General features: G+C 47.3%; 14 protein-coding genes. All 14 read left to right on the forward strand.

The window, feature by feature from the left end; translation table 11 throughout:
- Positions 1 to 119: 119 nt before the first annotated feature.
- The 14 genes from ACMQ5W_RS04000 to ACMQ5W_RS04065 all read left to right on the forward strand — a co-directional run bounded on the left by ACMQ5W_RS04000 (position 120) and on the right by ACMQ5W_RS04065 (position 16,731).
- Entirely contained in the window at positions 120 to 1,319 is a 1,200-nt protein-coding gene (locus tag ACMQ5W_RS04000) for an ATP-binding protein (protein WP_419023579.1), read from the forward strand.
- A gap of 249 nt (positions 1,320 to 1,568) precedes the next feature.
- Positions 1,569 to 2,975 (forward strand): Sapep family Mn(2+)-dependent dipeptidase, encoded by a 1,407-nt coding sequence (locus tag ACMQ5W_RS04005; RefSeq protein WP_419023581.1) that lies wholly within the window; start codon positions 1,569 to 1,571, stop codon positions 2,973 to 2,975.
- A 56-nt stretch (positions 2,976 to 3,031) separates the two neighbouring features.
- Complete coding sequence (locus ACMQ5W_RS04010) at positions 3,032 to 4,570, forward strand: sigma-54 interaction domain-containing protein (protein WP_419023583.1); 1,539 nt, start codon at positions 3,032 to 3,034, stop codon at positions 4,568 to 4,570.
- Positions 4,571 to 4,797: 227 nt separating this feature from the next.
- On the forward strand, positions 4,798 to 6,048 hold the full coding sequence (locus ACMQ5W_RS04015; RefSeq protein WP_419023585.1) for an aconitase X: 1,251 nt from the start codon (positions 4,798 to 4,800) through the stop codon (positions 6,046 to 6,048).
- 3 nt (positions 6,049 to 6,051) lie between these two features.
- Positions 6,052 to 6,474, forward strand: a complete 423-nt coding sequence (locus ACMQ5W_RS04020; RefSeq protein WP_148492283.1) for an aconitase X swivel domain-containing protein — start codon at positions 6,052 to 6,054, stop codon at positions 6,472 to 6,474.
- The gene (locus tag ACMQ5W_RS04025) at positions 6,474 to 7,625 is read left to right on the forward strand and encodes a M20 metallopeptidase family protein (RefSeq protein WP_419023587.1); all 1,152 of its coding nucleotides are present in this window, start codon (positions 6,474 to 6,476) and stop codon (positions 7,623 to 7,625) included. The genes ACMQ5W_RS04020 and ACMQ5W_RS04025 overlap by 1 nt, the downstream gene beginning before the upstream one ends.
- Entirely contained in the window at positions 7,612 to 8,883 is a 1,272-nt protein-coding gene (locus tag ACMQ5W_RS04030) for a hydroxymethylglutaryl-CoA reductase, degradative (protein ID WP_419023589.1), read from the forward strand. Before ACMQ5W_RS04025 ends, ACMQ5W_RS04030 begins: the two co-directional genes overlap by 14 nt.
- 20 nt (positions 8,884 to 8,903) lie before the next feature.
- The gene (locus ACMQ5W_RS04035) at positions 8,904 to 9,878 is read left to right on the forward strand and encodes a hypothetical protein (RefSeq protein WP_419023591.1); all 975 of its coding nucleotides are present in this window, start codon (positions 8,904 to 8,906) and stop codon (positions 9,876 to 9,878) included.
- A gap of 50 nt (positions 9,879 to 9,928) precedes the next feature.
- Positions 9,929 to 11,590, forward strand: a complete 1,662-nt coding sequence (locus ACMQ5W_RS04040; RefSeq protein WP_419023593.1) for an ABC transporter substrate-binding protein — start codon at positions 9,929 to 9,931, stop codon at positions 11,588 to 11,590.
- 75 nt (positions 11,591 to 11,665) lie between these two features.
- Positions 11,666 to 12,673, forward strand: coding sequence for an ABC transporter permease (locus ACMQ5W_RS04045; RefSeq protein WP_419023595.1), 1,008 nt, complete (start codon positions 11,666 to 11,668; stop codon positions 12,671 to 12,673).
- A 23-nt stretch (positions 12,674 to 12,696) separates the two neighbouring features.
- A complete protein-coding gene (locus tag ACMQ5W_RS04050) occupies positions 12,697 to 13,611 on the forward strand; it encodes an ABC transporter permease (RefSeq protein WP_148492289.1) in 915 nt (304 codons plus the stop codon).
- A gap of 13 nt (positions 13,612 to 13,624) precedes the next feature.
- The gene (locus tag ACMQ5W_RS04055; protein WP_419023597.1) at positions 13,625 to 14,620 is read left to right on the forward strand and encodes an ABC transporter ATP-binding protein; all 996 of its coding nucleotides are present in this window, start codon (positions 13,625 to 13,627) and stop codon (positions 14,618 to 14,620) included.
- Complete coding sequence (locus tag ACMQ5W_RS04060) at positions 14,621 to 15,613, forward strand: ABC transporter ATP-binding protein (RefSeq protein ID WP_419023599.1); 993 nt, start codon at positions 14,621 to 14,623, stop codon at positions 15,611 to 15,613.
- 2 nt (positions 15,614 to 15,615) lie between these two features.
- Positions 15,616 to 16,731: a DUF917 domain-containing protein gene (locus ACMQ5W_RS04065; RefSeq protein WP_419023600.1), complete on the forward strand. Its 1,116-nt coding sequence runs from the start codon at positions 15,616 to 15,618 to the stop codon at positions 16,729 to 16,731.
- Positions 16,732 to 16,745: the final 14 nt, after the last annotated feature.

Raw genomic sequence — 16,745 nt, forward strand, 5'->3', positions numbered from 1 at the left:
TGCTCGCAATTCTAAAAAATCTCGAAGTTAGGAAAGTTTTTGCGAATTGTAAGTAAAAACTTTTGATAATTTTGGAGTTTTTTGGTATAATATTGGTAGAAAACAAGGAGGCGAGCCAGATGATCATCAGACCGCAATATATGAATATCCTGAAAACTTACCGTGATGTTCCGCTTGTTAAAATACTGGCGGGAATCAGGCGCTGCGGGAAATCTACAATCCTGGAAATGCTGCGGGACGATTTGTTGAACAGCGGCATTCCAGCAGACCATATTATCAGTATGCGTTATACCTCAGAAGATTTTGGAAGTGAAATGAATGACAAGGATATGTATCACGGTATCAAAGAACAGATGATAGATGACGGACGATACTATCTTCTGTTGGATGAAGTGCAGGAAATAGACGGGTGGGAAAAAGCCGTCAACAGTTTGCTTGAAAATGCCAATACTGATATTTATGTGACTGGTTCCAATTCCAAATTGATGTCGAGCGAAATTTCCACCTATTTAACGGGACGGTATATTTCCATTCCGATCTATACTTTGTCTTTTGCCGAATATCTGGAATTTAAAAATTCCGATTCTCGTTCCCCAAAAGAATTGTTAAATGAATATCTGCGATTGGGCGGTTTTCCAATCGTGGCACTCGGTAATTTTGATGAACGCGCGGCTTATCAAATTGTAGAGGGGATTTACAGTTCTGTAGTCACGAACGATATTATGAGACGGCATAATATTATGAACTTTGATTTGTTCAACCGCGTTGTAAAGTATATTGTTGAAAATGTAGGAAAGACTTTTTCAGCTAACGCCATTGCAAAGTTCTTAAAAAGCGAGGGGCGTTCATTGTCTGTTGAGGCGGTGTACAACTATTTGAGCTGGCTGGAGAAGGCGTTTGTTATTTATCGCTGCCAGAGATATGATTTACAGGGTAAATCTGTATTGAAAACGCAGGAAAAATTCTATCTTGCTGATTCTTCTCTTAAATACTGTATAATGGGCTTCAATCCGAAGTCAATTGCTGCTATGCTGGAAAACATCGTCTACTTTGAACTACGCCGCAGAGGTTATGATGTCTATGTCGGAAAAAATGAAACGAAAGAGATAGACTTTGTTGCAGTGCGGCGTGAGACGCGTCTTTATGTCCAGGTGTGCCGCAGGCTGCCGGAGGAATCCGATCGGGAGGTTGCCAATCTTCTTGAAATCAGAGACCACTATCCGAAATATGTGGTAACGCTGGACGAATTGGCCGCGGGTAATATCAACGGCGTTAAAATTGTTCATTTAGCGGATTTTCTGTTAAGTGATGAATACTAAAAGTTAGCTGTTGATCGATGACCTATTTCGCTGCAAAAATACTCCTGCAGGAGTATAGTACAGGTTGAGGATTTAATAGAAAAATGCGAATAAGCTGCGTTAGCAGCGCTGATAAAAAGAATGCAAGCCACCCTGCCCCTGAGCAGATAAAAATTATCTGTTCGGGGGTATTGTTTTGTTTGAACAATTGGCACATAAATTGCTTTATCTATTACCGTAAGGCATGAACAATCGAAAAGGAGAAGCGCAATGGAAAAGCAATTGATTGAAAATTATTTTGAACAACATAGGGAGGAATATCTGAAAGATTTAGCGAAGCTGATTGCCATCGACAGCAGGCGAGGTGAAGCAAGGCAGGGAATGCCATTTGGGGAAGGCCCGGCGAGGTCTTTAAAAACAGCACTGGATATTGCGGCGGGCTACGGATTATATACGGAGAACTGGGAAAACTATCTGGGAATTGTGCAGATAAATTGCGAGCAGAACCGAAATTTAGACATTTTAACGCATTTAGATGTCGTTCCGGCGTCGCCTTCAGATTGGAGGCAGACCGATCCCTTTGTGATGAAAATAGACAATGGGAAAGTGTACGGCAGAGGAGTGGCTGACGATAAGGGGCCTGCTCTTGCCGTAATCTATTCGCTAAGAGCGATTAAAGAGTTACGTCTGCCCTTGAAAGGGAATCCCTGTGTTTTTCTTGGCTGCGGTGAAGAAACTGGCTCTGAGGAACTGCACTACTATTTTGAAAGAACGGAGCCCGCAGAGATGACAATCAGCCCTGACGCATCTTTTCCTGTGATTAATATTGAAAAGGGCATCCTCGTAGCGGAAATACAAAGTGTTTACGATAGGGACGGGCGACTGCCGAGAATTCTTTCGATCAAAGGCGGCACCGCTTACAATACTGTCGCTGAGACTTGTAAAGCGATTATTACAGGAATTTCTGCAGTTGAAGTACAGCAGCAGATGGAAAATACAGAACAGAAGACAAGGGTCCGCTTTACATGTATTGCGTTAGACGGTGGCGAGACTGAAATTACAGCTATAGGGAAAGCGGCACATGCATCCATGCCTGAGGCGGGTAATAACGCCATCGCGGCGATGCTGGAGCTTTTGGCCAGCTTGCCGTTTTCCAAATTAAAGGGTTTTAAGCAGATCCAATATCTCAGCAGACTGTTTCCTCACGGTGATTATTACGGCAGGAGCGCAAGAATTTATATGGAGGACGAGAAATCGGGTGTAATTACAGTTTCTCCCAACCTAATTACCTATACGGAAACCAAGCTGAACTTAACGATTGATGCCAGACTTCCCATCTGCTTTACAGACGAGAAATTGAAGTCTTTTATAGAAGGAGTAGAGATGGAAGACCTGCATTACAGCGCCCAATGTGTGAGGCCGCATTATGTGGATGAGAAGGCCGGCTTTGTAGAGAAACTGCTCCATTGCTACGAAGAATATACAGGAGAGAAAGGATACTGTATCGCTGCAGGGGGATTAACCTATTGTCATGGCATTGATAACGCTGTCGCCTTTGGTTTTGCTGATGAAAGGGTGGATAATTTTATGCATGGCAGCGATGAATTTGCCCAGATTGACAGGCTTTTGACGGGTGGAAAAATCTATGCGTCAGCCATATTGAAGTTATGTAACTAGTACATAATCTATTTTGTAGAGGAAAGGCAGTTGGTAACATGTTAATCAGCAGGATCATGAGAACGAATGTTGATAAGAGAAGATTAGAGCACCATATCTATTCTTATCAGCTCGTGTCTGATATTGCTCTTGAGAGCATCCTCGATACAGAGCAATTAGAAGTATTGGATGAAAACGAAAAGAAAGTCGGTGAAATGAGGACGGCGGATTTGATTTATTTGATTGAATCCTCGCAAAAACTGAATTTGAGCGATATCTTAGACAAGCTGGACGACGGGGTGATTGTGGTAGACGCCGATGGCCGCATTTGCTTTGAAAACGAGGCATACAGCCGCATTGTCGGCGTGTCGGAACGAAAGACCATTGGACGGAACCTGCATGTCGTAGAACCAGATGCCATCCTCCTAAAGGTCTTGGAAACGGGGGAGCCGATTTACCGCAACCGGCAGCTGATTCACTCTGTAGGGAAGTTTGTCGCCATGCGGATTTATCCCATCGTAAAAAATGGAAAGATCAAGGGCGCTTATTCTATCTTTCAAGACGTCAGTGAGTTTGACAAGCTGAACCAGGAGTTTCACAGAATGGCGGGAATCGCTCGGGAGTATGGCAATCAGCTCAACGAAAAACAGTCCCTCAGCCATCTGAAAATCGTGCGCAGGAGCCCAGTCTATGATAAAGTGCTCGACAAAGCTCTGACCATTGCAAATACCGACGCTTCTGTACTGATCAGAGGGGAAAGCGGCGTCGGCAAGGAAGTCATCACCAGGCTGATTCACGAAAACAGTCATCGCAGCGGCAAACCGCTCATCACTGTAAACTGCGCAGCAATACCTGACAGCCTGATTGAGAGTGAACTTTTCGGCTATGAAGACGGCGCGTTTACGGGATCGCGAAAGGGTGGCAAGCTGGGCAAATTTGAGCTGGCCCATGAGGGGACGCTTTTTCTCGATGAAATCGGAGACATGCCCTATGCCATGCAGGCAAAGCTGCTCAGGGTGTTGCAGGAGGGGGAGATAGAGAGAGTTGGCGGCAGCAAGAGCATTTCCGTGGACGTGCGGATTATCGCGGCGACCAATCAGAACCTGGAAGAAATGATCAAAGCAAAGCAATTCAGACAGGATTTGTATTTTCGTCTCAACGTGGTCAGCATTACGGTGCCTCCACTGAGGGAACGAAAAGAGGATATTATTCCTCTGATTAATCACTTTCTGCAGAAAAACAATGAAAAGTACAAGAAACATATTTCAATCTCACCGGAAGCCTACCATCAATTTGAAGCGTATGAATGGCCGGGCAACGTGAGACAATTGCAGAATTACGTCGAGTCAATGGTCATCATGACGGATGAAGACGGTATTGCCAGGTCTATGCCGCTATATAAGAGTGAAAGCAGCCAGAATGCCTGCGAAGAGAGTCTGATTGATGACCTGAAAAACAGTTTTCTCCTTGAAGAGGTCTCCTTTGCAGAAGCAGTTAGACGTTATGAGCAGCGGTTGATCAGAGCCGCTGTCGAAAACTGTGGTGGGGATCGTGAAATGGCTATTCAAAAGCTGGGAATCAGCCGCAGAACTTTTTATAGAAAGCTACAAGAATAATCCCTTTCTTGCGCTTGAAGAAATGTGCCAAATATAACACTAGTGTCAAATATGGCAAACAGACGTGCCTAATTTGACACTAGTGTCTTTTTTGGCATTTTTAAATTGAGAAAATAGAAAGAAACCCTATGGAATTGACGGATAAAATCTGTTGGCATGGTTGTTGCTTTTAAATGATATATACAGAAAATAGTGAATGATTTGACTGAAAGGAGCTGTGAAATACTATGACGTTACAATTAACGCCGGAGCAACAGAACATACTGGACGGAAATGAGGGACCGGCTCGGAAATTAGCTATGGAAATCCTTATAAAGGTTGGAGAGGGATTTGGTGCGCAAAGACTGATCCCAATCCAAAGTGTGCATTTGGTATTGCACGCATACAAGAGCGCTTTTGATGCGGGCGTGGAAGCGGCAGAAAGAATTGCTGATATGGGCGGTAAGTTCACTGTTCCGACTACAATTGATCCTTACGGAATGGATGCGGAGGACTGGGAGGGTGCTAAAACTCCGAAAGAATACGCAGTCATGCAAAAAAGATTAGAAGCGGCGGTTAACCGATTGGGAGTCATACCTGTGTGGACCTGTACGCCGTATTACGGGTTCAATATGCCGATATTCGGGGAAAATGTGGCTTGGTCTGAATCCAGTGCGGTTGCCTTTGCCAATACAGTTCTCGGCGCCAGAACGAATAGACAAGCGGCCATAGTTGACATATGCTGCGGTATTTTGGGACTGGCTCCAGAAGTAGGCCTGCATCTTGCGGAAGAACGGCGAGGACAGGTATTGATTGACCTCAGAATGGATAGAGCGTTGCAGGCCTGGGAATATCCGGCTCTTGGATTCAGGCTGGGGCAACTCTTAGGAAACCGTATCGGAGTAGTAGTCGGTATGTTGGGAACCCCTGATACGGAAGAACTTAAGGCATTATGTGCGGCGGCAGCAGCTTCAGGGTCTGTAGCGCTTCTCCATATAGTGGGTATTACCCCAGAGGCGAGAACCCTGGAGGAAGCCTTTGGCGGGAACCATCCTGAGGAGACTATTACATTTACGAAAAAGGATTTACTGGAAACAAGAGAAAAGATGAACACCCATAAAGGGAAAAATGTTGATATCGTAGCTCTTGGGTGTCCACATTATACCATCAACGAAATTATTTCTGTGCAAAAGTTACTGAATGGCCGTAAAATCAGTGATAACGTCGCCTTGTGGATTTATGCAAATTCTGCCGCCATTGCTCTGGCAGAAAAAATGGGGATTCGTAAAGACCTTGAGAGCCTGGGGGTCACAATTAGAGCACAGACCTGCATGATCATATCGCCCATTGCGGAATGGGGATTCAAGGTGATGATGACGGACTCAGGCAAATGTGTGCATTATGGACCGATGGAATGTGGAACAGAAATGGTTTTTGGCAGTGTAGAGGAGTGTGTTGAATCAGCAGTTTGTGGATACGTCTGGACAAAGGAGGTATAAAAAATGAAAGTATATAAAGGCCGTACTGTTGTAGGCGGTATCGCTGTTCAAGGCGAAGCACTGGTATCAAAGATGCCCTTCGGATTCTTCGGCGGTGTTAATCCGAAAACTGGAGCTGTTATCGATGAGTGGCATGATTTATATGGTAAGAATATCAAAGATAAAATTCTAATCTATCCGCAGGGACGGGGATCGACGGTAGGCGCAGCGATTATTCTGGAGCTTGCCAGATGTGGTTGTGCACCGAAAGCGATTCTCTTTAATGATAGTGAAATTATCACAGCAACAGGAGGAATCCTTTCTGAAAAATTCTATAGCAGAGAAATTCCGATGATGGATCGATTTGAATGTGATGTCACAAAGCGCATAAAAACCGGCGATATAGTCAGGGTCAATCCACCGGAAGAAACGATAGAGGTTTTCTAATGAAGGAAGAAAATTTAAAGAAGGTAGTAGAATTGCGGCATCGCTTACATGCGCATCCTGAATTGTCTTACCAGGAATATTGGACGAAAGATACTTTGATGGAGTTTCTTAAAGTATATACAAACCTGACACTATACGACAAGGGAAAATATTTTTATGCAGTTTACAGAAGCGATAACCTGAACAAAAGAGCCGCAATCGCATTTCGAGCTGACATTGACGGATTGCCTATAGAAGACCAAATTGAGGAACCATACCGATCCAAATTCCCAGGAATTGGTCATAAATGCGGTCATGACGGACACGCGGCGGCCTTGTGTGGACTTGCTTTAGAAATCGACAGGATGAAACTGGACCGAGACGTGTATTTAATCTATCAGCATGCAGAGGAAACGGGACAGGGAGCGGCAGAGGCAAAAAGCTGTCTGCTTGAAAATGAGGATATTGTGGAGATTTACGCCTATCATAACCAGACTGAAAGTGAGACTGGCGAAATTACAATTAGCAAAGGATGTAGCAATTGTGCGTCGAAAGGCATGACGATTAAGATGACGGGCACACCCACACATGCCAGTCTGCCCGAAAAAGGGAAAAACCCGGTGTTTGCCTTTGCCAGACTTGTATCAAAACTTCCTCAGATAGCAGATGCTGGGCGATATAAAGGTATTGTTCTCTGCACGGTAGTGCAGCTGTCTGTAGGGGAATATGCCTTTGGTATCGCCGCAGATGCGGGTGTTTTACGTATGACTATTCGAGGTGAATATGAAGAGGAATTGAATCGAATGCAGTTAGAGATAATGGAAATTGCGAGAGAAGAGGCTGAAAAAGCGGGTGTAACCTGTCAATTCACCTTTGAAGACGAGTTCCCAGAAACAAGAAATGGAGAAAAATGTGCAGAGAAGGTGTTGAAGGCGGCAAAACTTCTCGGATATCGGACTGTTGAAAAAAAGGACGGACCTTATCGTGGCTCAGAGGATTTTGGTCACTTCTTGAAAATAAGGCCGGGAGCACTGTTCTTTGTCGGCAATGGGATCGACTGTCCATCGTTTCACACTGCCGCATACGATTTTAACGATGAGATTATTCCGTATGCAGTGGAATTATTTAAAAAATTGATTGTAATGGAGGGAGCAATAGATGAAGACGAGTAAATACAGCGGTTTCTATAACTTGAGTACAGCAGATCGTCTGGAAGAAGTGGCTGATTTTGCAGCGCTGACAGAGGGCGAGAAGGAGATGCTCCGCCGAGATGGTGCGCTGAGTCTGAAAGAAGCAGACCGGATGATTGAAAACGCCATCGGTATCATGCCGATTCCCTTGGGCGTCGCAGTGAATTTCTGCATCAATGGAAAAGACTACTTGATTCCCATGGCGACGGAGGAACCCTCTGTAATTGCCGCCGCCAGCAATATGGCGAGAATATGCAGAGGAAATGGGGGCTTTCAGACTTCCAATACAGGCGCCATGATGATCGCGCAGATACAAGCCGTGAATGTCAGCGACGTACATACCGCAAGGCTTAGGATTTTGGAGAACAGGAAGCGGCTGATAGAAATCGCCAATGCGAAGGACCCGTTCCTCATTCAGGTAGGCGGCGGTATGAAGGACCTGGAGGTAAGAGTTGTCGAAACAGCCCTTGGCAAGATGGTAGTCACCCATATCCTCGTCGATACAAAGGACGCCATGGGAGCCAATACCGTTAACACCATGGCTGAAGCGCTGGCACCTTTGATCGAGGAGCTGACGGGAGGGAAGGTTTATCTTCGGATTCTTTCCAATCTGGCCGACCAAAGACTTGCCCGGGCGAGAGTGGAAATCGACAAAGAGGAATTGGGCGGCGTGGCTGTCGTGGACGCGATCATCTCTGCCTATGCCTTTGCAGAAGCAGATCCATATAGAGCGGCGACTCATAACAAAGGCATTATGAACGGTATCGATGCAGTCGTCCTGGCTACGGGCAATGATACCAGAGCCATCGAATCCGGCGCCCACGCCTATGCGGCGAGAACGGGTCAGTACACGACGCTGACCACTTGGGAAAAAACGAAAAATGGCAATTTAGCAGGATGTATTGAATTGCCCATGGCGGTGGGCTTAGTCGGCGGTGCTACCAAAGTCCACCCGGTGGCAAAACTGGCTGTGAGAATTCTGGGCGTACAATCAGCCGTCGAGCTGGGTGAAGTGATTGCCTGCGTCGGGTTGGCACAGAACCTAGGCGCTATGAAAGCACTAGCTACAGAAGGAATACAGCGGGGACACATGTCGCTCCATGGGAAAAATGTAGCCGCCATGGCGGGTGTACCGCAGGATATGGCTGATGCAGTCATACAGCAAATGATCAGTGAGAAAGCCGTCCGCATCGATCGGGCGAAAGAAATCATGGAAGAACTCGAAGGCAAGACGAAATAAAGGCAGAAAGGATGTTGACCATGAAGAAAATAGATCATATTGAGATCCTGGACGTGACCTTGCGAGACGGGCTGCAGCATGAGGAAATCTTTGTTCCCACAGAGGCAAAACTGTACATTGCAAACCAGCTTATCGGCGCAGGATTTAAGCATATCGAGGTCGGAAGTTTTAGTCATGTGAAATACGTGCCCCAGTTCAGAGATATCGAGGATGTTTTGGAGAATTTGCCCAAACGGGACGACGTAGAATATACCGTTCTCGCTTTGAATACCAAAGCCTGCGAGCGTGTAGCAGTTGCTCTCGACAAGGGAGCGAAAATTGACCGCGTACTATGCGGACAGTTGGCGACCAGTGAAGCCTATGCGCGTAAGAATATGAATAGAACTCATGAAGAACTGTTCGCGGAAGCCAAGCGGAATGTGAAGCTTCTGCATAGCGTTGGCGTGAAGAAAGTCTTTGCCAACGTAGGCACCATATTCGGCTGTCCGGTACAGGGAGCAGTTCCTTTAAAAACCGCCTATGAATTCTGCGACAGGGTTTTTGACCTGGGCTTTGACGAAATTGAACACTCTGATACAGAAGGGACGGCGGCGCCGGATGCCGTTTATGAATACTTTACAAAGATATTTTCTTTATACCCGGATCGAAAAATGCACAGCTTCCATGTACACGACGTAAGAGGCATGGGGCTGGCTGCGTATTATGCGGCTATGGAGGCCGGTGTAACAGCCTTTGATTGTACCTTGGGCGGTATCGGCGGCCAGGTAGCCAACATCGTTGACAAAGTCCCCTGCAAGGGTACGGGAGACTATTATTATAACGACTGCCGCACAGGCCTGGTAGAAACCTGCGACTTCGCAGGAATGCTGGATATCATGAAAATTGACACTGGGATTGATACGGAAAAGACAATCAAAATATGCAACATGTTGGAGAAGATTTTGGGCAGAAGGCTAGACTCGTACCTGGCGGCTTTGGCGAGACAGATTATATAAAAGAAAGTAGAAATAGTTGTTGCAGAAATGATGATAACAAGGAGAGAATTATGAAAAAGAACTTTAAGAAGTTACTAGTAGTAGTAACGGCAGTGGCAATGCTGATTTCCTTATCTGCCTGCGGCGGAGGAGACAAGGACAGCGGCACAGAGACGAAAGGCAAGGACTCTGTAACCTTTAATATCGACTGGCCGGCGGCCATCGACCCTGGCGTGGGGAGCAAGTCGGCAGATACCATTGCCATGATCAATCTCTACGATAGTCTGACCTATCCCAACACGGACGGTTCGGTAGAGCCGCTTTTGGCAGAGAAGTGGGACGTCAATGACAGCAGTACAGAGTATACCTTCCATCTGAATAAAGACGCCAAGTTCCACAGCGGAAACCCGGTGAAGGCCAGCGACGTCAAGTTCAGTATGGACAGGCTGATCACCATGGGAGAGGGTTACGCCTATCTGTTTACAGATCTGCTGAAGTCCACAGAGGCAGTAGACGATCAGACTGTGAAATTCACTCTGAATTCGCCTTCGGGTACTTTTCCTAACATGCTGATCAGGCTTTATGTTCTGGAAGAGGATCTGGTCATGAAAAACCTGGATACCAGCAAAGACACGTATGGCGATAAGGGTGACTACGGGAAAAAGTGGCTGCAGACCAATGATGCCGGTTCTGGACCATATAAGGTGAAGGAGATGCGTACAGAGGATTCCCTGACCATGGAAAAGAGTGAGGATTACTGGCAGGGATGGGATCAGTATGCCGGCGCCCCGACCACTGCCGTGATGATGGGAAACTTGGACGGTACCACAGTCCGCACGATGATTACGAGAGATGAACTGGATTTGACGGATGATACGCAGACCAATGAGTCTCTGAAAGCTATGACGAAAGCCGACGGCGTTGAATTGGTCAGAACACAGACTGGCAACAATTTCAATATCGCGCTGAACACAAAATCAGCGCCGACTGACGACATCCATGTCAGAAAGGCCATGGCTTATGCCCTCGATTACGATCAGGTCTGTGAGAGCATCTACCCGGGCAGCACAAAGGCGACAGGACCGATTTTGGCAGGGATTGCCGGTTCCTTGGACACGAACCCATATGCCTATGATCTGGACAAGGCGAAAGCAGAATTGAAACAGTCGAAGTATTACGATGACCTGATCAGTGGAAAGAAAAAGATTACCCTGACCTATTGCTCTGAAGGGGGAGACAATCAAGAGAAGCTAGCGCTGCTGATGCAGTCGGGTCTTGATAAAATCGGCGTGACTTGCGAAATCGCAGGGAAACCCTTCGCAACGATGATGACCGATGCCGCTACTGTAGAAACCACACCAAACGCAGCGTTCGTAGTATTTGCCGGTCCTTATCTGGACGGCGGTGTGTTCTTGAAATCCAGATATCACTCTTCTTCCTGCGGTTCTTGGGAGCAGATGGAGTGGCTGCAAAGTGATAAAATCGACAAAGAAATCACCGATGCCATGGCAATTGCTGACGAAAAGGAGAGGACGGCTGCATATGAAAAGATTTCTGAGGAACTAATTGACCTATGTCCTACCATCTGGGTCGGCGATATTGCCTCTAGCTTTGCCTACAGATCAGACAATATCGTTAACCTTCCAGTAGCAGAAAAATTCGCATCAGGAAAGCCTTTCGTATATGCCGGCGGGTACTCTTACTATCTGAGAGAATTTGAAGTGAAAAAATAGTGGCTGTCTGCATCATCACACAGGACAGGGGAGATGCTCTCCTGTCCTGGGCAAAAAAATTACGAAGGAGGATTTATGACTATTAAAATGATAAAACGGATATTATCATACATCCTTGTGCTCTTTGGGTTATCGGTCTTGATCTTTGTCATCGTCAGGGTGATGCCCGGAGATACTGCACGCATGGCGCTGGGCGCCAGAGCACCCGAATCGGCGGTTGCCGCTTTGAGCCAGGAGATGCGCCTCGATCAGCCCATCGTCGTACAGTATGGTTATTGGCTAAAGGACATGGTAAGTGGAGATTTTGGCGAGTCCATCATTACCAAGCGTCCAGTATCGCAGGATATCATGAGTTACCTGCCGGCGACTGCGGAACTGGCCATTATCGCAGCGCTGCTGCTCATCATTTTCGGATTGATTCTCGGTGTCATTTCAACGAAGTATGCGGGCAAGTGGCAGGACGCGATCATCAGAGTTTCTTCCTATTTTGGAATTGTAGCGCCAGCCTTCTTATGGGCGGTGTTTGCCATGCTGATATTTGCTTATATCTTTCCGATACTGCCCATATCCGGTCGCATCAGCGCCGGGTTCAGTCCGCCGCCAACTGTGACAGGTATGTATGTTTTGGACTACATATTGGCAGGAGATATGGCGGGAGCCTGGGACGCGTTTAAGCATATCATCATGCCGTCAGTCGTCCTCTCTTTTGCCGGCATCAGTCAAGCCGCTAGAATTACCCGTTCCAGCATGATCGAGAATACGGAAAAGCCTTATGCATTTGCAGAGAGAGCTTATGGAATTCCCGAAAATAAGATTTTGTTCAAGTATCTGCTCAAGCCGTCGATGAATTCGACCATCACCACCATGTCTTTAGATATCGCAGGCATCTTTGGCAGCGCTTATCTGGTAGAACAGATTTTCGGCTTTCCGGGGCTTTCTAACTACGGACTGCAGGCGATGATGAACAAAGACGTATTCGCCGTTTCGGCGGTCATCATGGTGGACGGCCTGATTATACTGGTCTTCAACATCATCTCTGATATGGTCATACGCTGGCTTGATCCGCGGGCAAGACTATCGTAACCAGCAGAAAGGAGAACAAAACAATGAACAAGGAAAGTTACATCATCGATGTTTCCTCGGTAGATACGAGCAGGCTTCCAAAGAAAAATCACCTAGAAAACGCCAGGAAACTGTGGTATAAGTTCTCGCTCAACAAGGTTTCGGTTGCCGGACTTGCTATCATACTGATTATCTTATTCGTAGCAGTATTTTATGAATTCATAGCCCCCTATCCGGAAGACATCGGATCAGTGGTAAAATTCAATGAAGCCAATCAGGGACCGTCTCTTTCGCACCTGATGGGGACGGATACGACGGGCAGAGATATCTTCAGCCGTATCTGCTATGCTTTCCGCGGCGCATTTACCATGGGAATCGGTTGTCTGGCCGTCGTAGTGCCCCTGGGAGGAATCCTGGGATTAATTGCCGGCTACTTCAACGGCAAGTTTGTATCTAACTTCATCATGCGCCTGGCGGACGTATTTCTGGCGCTGCCTGCCTTGATCCTGGTCATGTGCGTATCGTCCATCATGAAACCGACTTTGATGAATGCGATGCTGGCGCTGTGTGTATCCTGGTGGCCTTGGTATACCAGGCTTGTAAATAACATCGTAGTTTCCTCGAGAAATGAAGTGTACATCAGGGCTGCAGAGGTGACCGGTGCCAGCAACGCCCATATTCTGTTCCGAGAGATATTACCCAATGCCCTGGGACCTGTGCTGACGAAGGTCACCTTGGACATGGGATGGGCAATCATGGCTGGAGCCACCCTGAGTTATCTTGGAATGGGAGAACAGCCGCCGACACCATCTCTTGGCGCAATGGTATCTGATGGCGTAGCCTACCTGCCGGATCAATGGTGGATGTCCATTTTCCCGGCCCTTGCCATCATGCTGATCGTACTGGGCTTCAACTTAGCAGGGGATGGAATCAAGGATATGCTCTCGGACAATGAATAGAGGAGGAAAGAAAATGGATACAAAGAATAAGGCGGATTTAATTGTGGATTTGAAAGATCTTTATGTCTCTTTCCGAACCTTCAAAGGCTACACGAAAGTTCTGAACGGAGTAAATCTCCACGTCAAGCGCCGCGAGAAAATCAGCATCGTCGGAGAGACCGGCTGCGGCAAGACGACAACAGTATACACCATCGCCCAGATTCTCGCCAGACAGGCCAGGGTGGACCAGGGAGAAGTGTACTTCCAAGGTGACAACGTGTTAGAAATGAACAAAAGAGACTTGAAGAAATTGAGAGAGAAAGGGATTTCCATCATCTTTCAAGATCCAATAGCCTCCTTGAACCCCGTGTTTACCGTGGGAAATCAGATGAAAGAAATCGTCAGCTATTCTGGTATCGAAGGGGCAAAAGATAAACGTGTGCAGACCGAAAGGACCATCGCTGCTTTGAAAGAGACCCAGCTCCCTGATCCCGAGCGGATCATGGACAGCTATCCCTTTCAGCTGTCAGGCGGTATGAGACAGAGGATCTGCATCGCTATGTCTCTTGCTACGCCAAGAGATTTGGTCATCGCCGACGAGCCGACGACAAACCTGGATGTAACCATACAGGATCAAGTGCTGAAGACTCTTAAACAAAGAGTGGAAGAGAAAGAGAGCTCCCTCATACTGATTACGCACTCCCTGGGGGTCGCCAGAATGATGGCGGATCGAATCTATGTGATGTATGCGGGCAACATGGTAGAGGTTGCAAAGTCCGAGGACTTGTTCTGCGAATACTTTCATCCTTATACCATCGGATTGATGGGCTGCGTGCCTAAACTCTCAGGAGGAGGCATTTCAACAGGTATACCTGGGCATCTTCCCAACTACATGGATCCGCCAAAGGGCTGCCGGTTTGCCCCCAGATGCCCTCATGCCACAGAACGGTGCAGGCAGTCACAGCCGCCGTTATTTGAAGTAAGACCGGAGCATTTTGTCGCGTGCTATCGGTTTGAGGAGGTGAAATAGGTGGAGAAGAAAAGCAATGAATATGTCCTGGAAGTGACGGATCTAAAGAAATATTTTCCTGTACGCGGCGAGAAAGAACAGTTTGTGAAAGCGATAGACGGCATAAACTTCAGACTGAAGGCAGGCGAAACTCTGGGCCTGGTAGGAGAATCGGGTTCCGGCAAGAGCACCACTGCCTACAATGTCATCGGTATGGAGGAGATGACAGGAGGGCAGGTTCTCTTTAAAGGTCAGGATATCAGCATGCCTCTGGCCAAACGTTCTCTGGAACTGAAGAAGGAAATTCAAATCGTCTTTCAAGATCCGGGGACGTCTTTAAACCCACAGCGAAATATCTATGACATCTTATCCCTGCCCTTGAAGGTGCACAAAGTCTGCGGGGCCGGTGAATATGTAAAGTATGTAGCGCGGCTGATGGATATTGTAGAACTGCCTTATGAATATATGTATAAATATCCGTCGACCCTCAGTGGCGGCGAGCGGCAGATGGTGGCCATCGCAAGAGCACTTGCGACAAATCCGTCCATGATGATTCTGGATGAGCCGACCAGCGCCTTGGACGTGTCAGTTCAAGCGAAGATTATCAATACTTTGTTGAAGCTGCAGAAGGAACTGAATCTGACCTATTTGTTCATCACCCACGATCTCAGCCTGATGCGCAATGTATCCAGCAGGGTAGCGATCATGTACTTAGGGAAGATTGCTGAAATCGCTCCGACGGAAAGCTTTTTTCAAAACCCGCAGCACCCGTATACGAAGATGCTGCTGTCATCGATTCCTGTCGTTACCGAAGCAGAGGAGGCGCTGAAACCCTCACAGGTTCACTCTGAAGGTGAAATACCTAGCCCGGTCAATGTGCCGCAAGGGTGCAGTTTCAATACCAGATGTCCCTTTACTATGGAAATCTGCAGAGAGGTAGATCCGCAAATGGTGACCTATGACACGGATCATACGGTCAGATGCCATCTGTGCAGACCGAAAATGGAGGAGTAGAGATGCACAAAAAATTTAGCTTAAAGAACGAACAAGATATCGAGGACCTTTTGAAGGGATGCGCCTTTTATGGTACTGGCGGCGGAGGGGAGGTCAGCGCCGGCAGGACATCACTTTTGGACTGCCTGTCCCAGAACCTGAATTTGGCATTGTTGGACCCTGACGATATCAAAGGGGATGCGTTATACTGCTGTCCATTTTTCATGGGCAGTATCGCGCCGAAAACGGCAGAATCCCTTAGGGAGATGGAAACGCTGGGCTACTTGGAGCGGCAGTATTTTCTAGAGGAAATTTTGATGGGTGCTGTGCGAACCTTAGAAGAGGTGACCGGGAAAACTGTTGAAGGACTCTTTATCGCGGAACCTGGCGGCTCTAACGCTGGATGCTGCATGGCGGCAGCCTACAAAATGGGTATTCCCGTTATCGACGGCGACCCTGCGGGCAGAGCGATTCCAGAGATGACTCAGGGGCTGCCTGCAATCCGCGGCATGGACTTTCTGCCAGCGGCTTACTTTGACGCCTGGGGGAACAAAAATGCAACCTTGCAGGCCACGAATACCAAAGCGGCGGAACGAATTGGAAAGTTCCTCAGTGAAGCGGCCTATGGAGAAATGGCGGAAGCTGCTTATCTGATGACGGGTAAAGAACTGAAAACCATCCTCGTACCGAGGACGTTGTCTAAGGCCTATCAGGTAGGCAGAGCCATGCGTGAGGCGGAAGATGTTTTGACCGCGGCGGCAGAGGCTGCCGACGGAAAAGTGGTGGGGCGCGGAGTCATTCAAAGGCTGGAGGCCAGAGATCAAGGCGGCTATTACTGGGGAACCTATGAGGTGCAGGGCGATGACGGCAGAATTTATAAGGTTTGGTTTAAAAATGAAAATCATATTCTCTGGATTGACAATCGACCGGCTGTGACAAGCCCCGACCTTATCTCCTTCATCGATTTGGATGAGAAAGAACCGTTGCTGAACTCTCATCTGGAAAATGGCCGGCATGTCGGCATCGTAGTCTCGCCGGCCTATGACTTTTACCATGAAGAAAAATCCATAGAATCTTTCGGACCGCGCTATTTTGGATTTGATTTTGATTATATCCCATTTGCAAAGGTACAGCTTTGAGGGAAAGAGAGGGT

Origin of the sequence: Emergencia sp., from assembly GCF_048465375.1 — a bacterium.
In the GTDB taxonomy this organism is placed as follows: Bacteria; Bacillota; Clostridia; order Peptostreptococcales; family Anaerovoracaceae; genus Senimuribacter.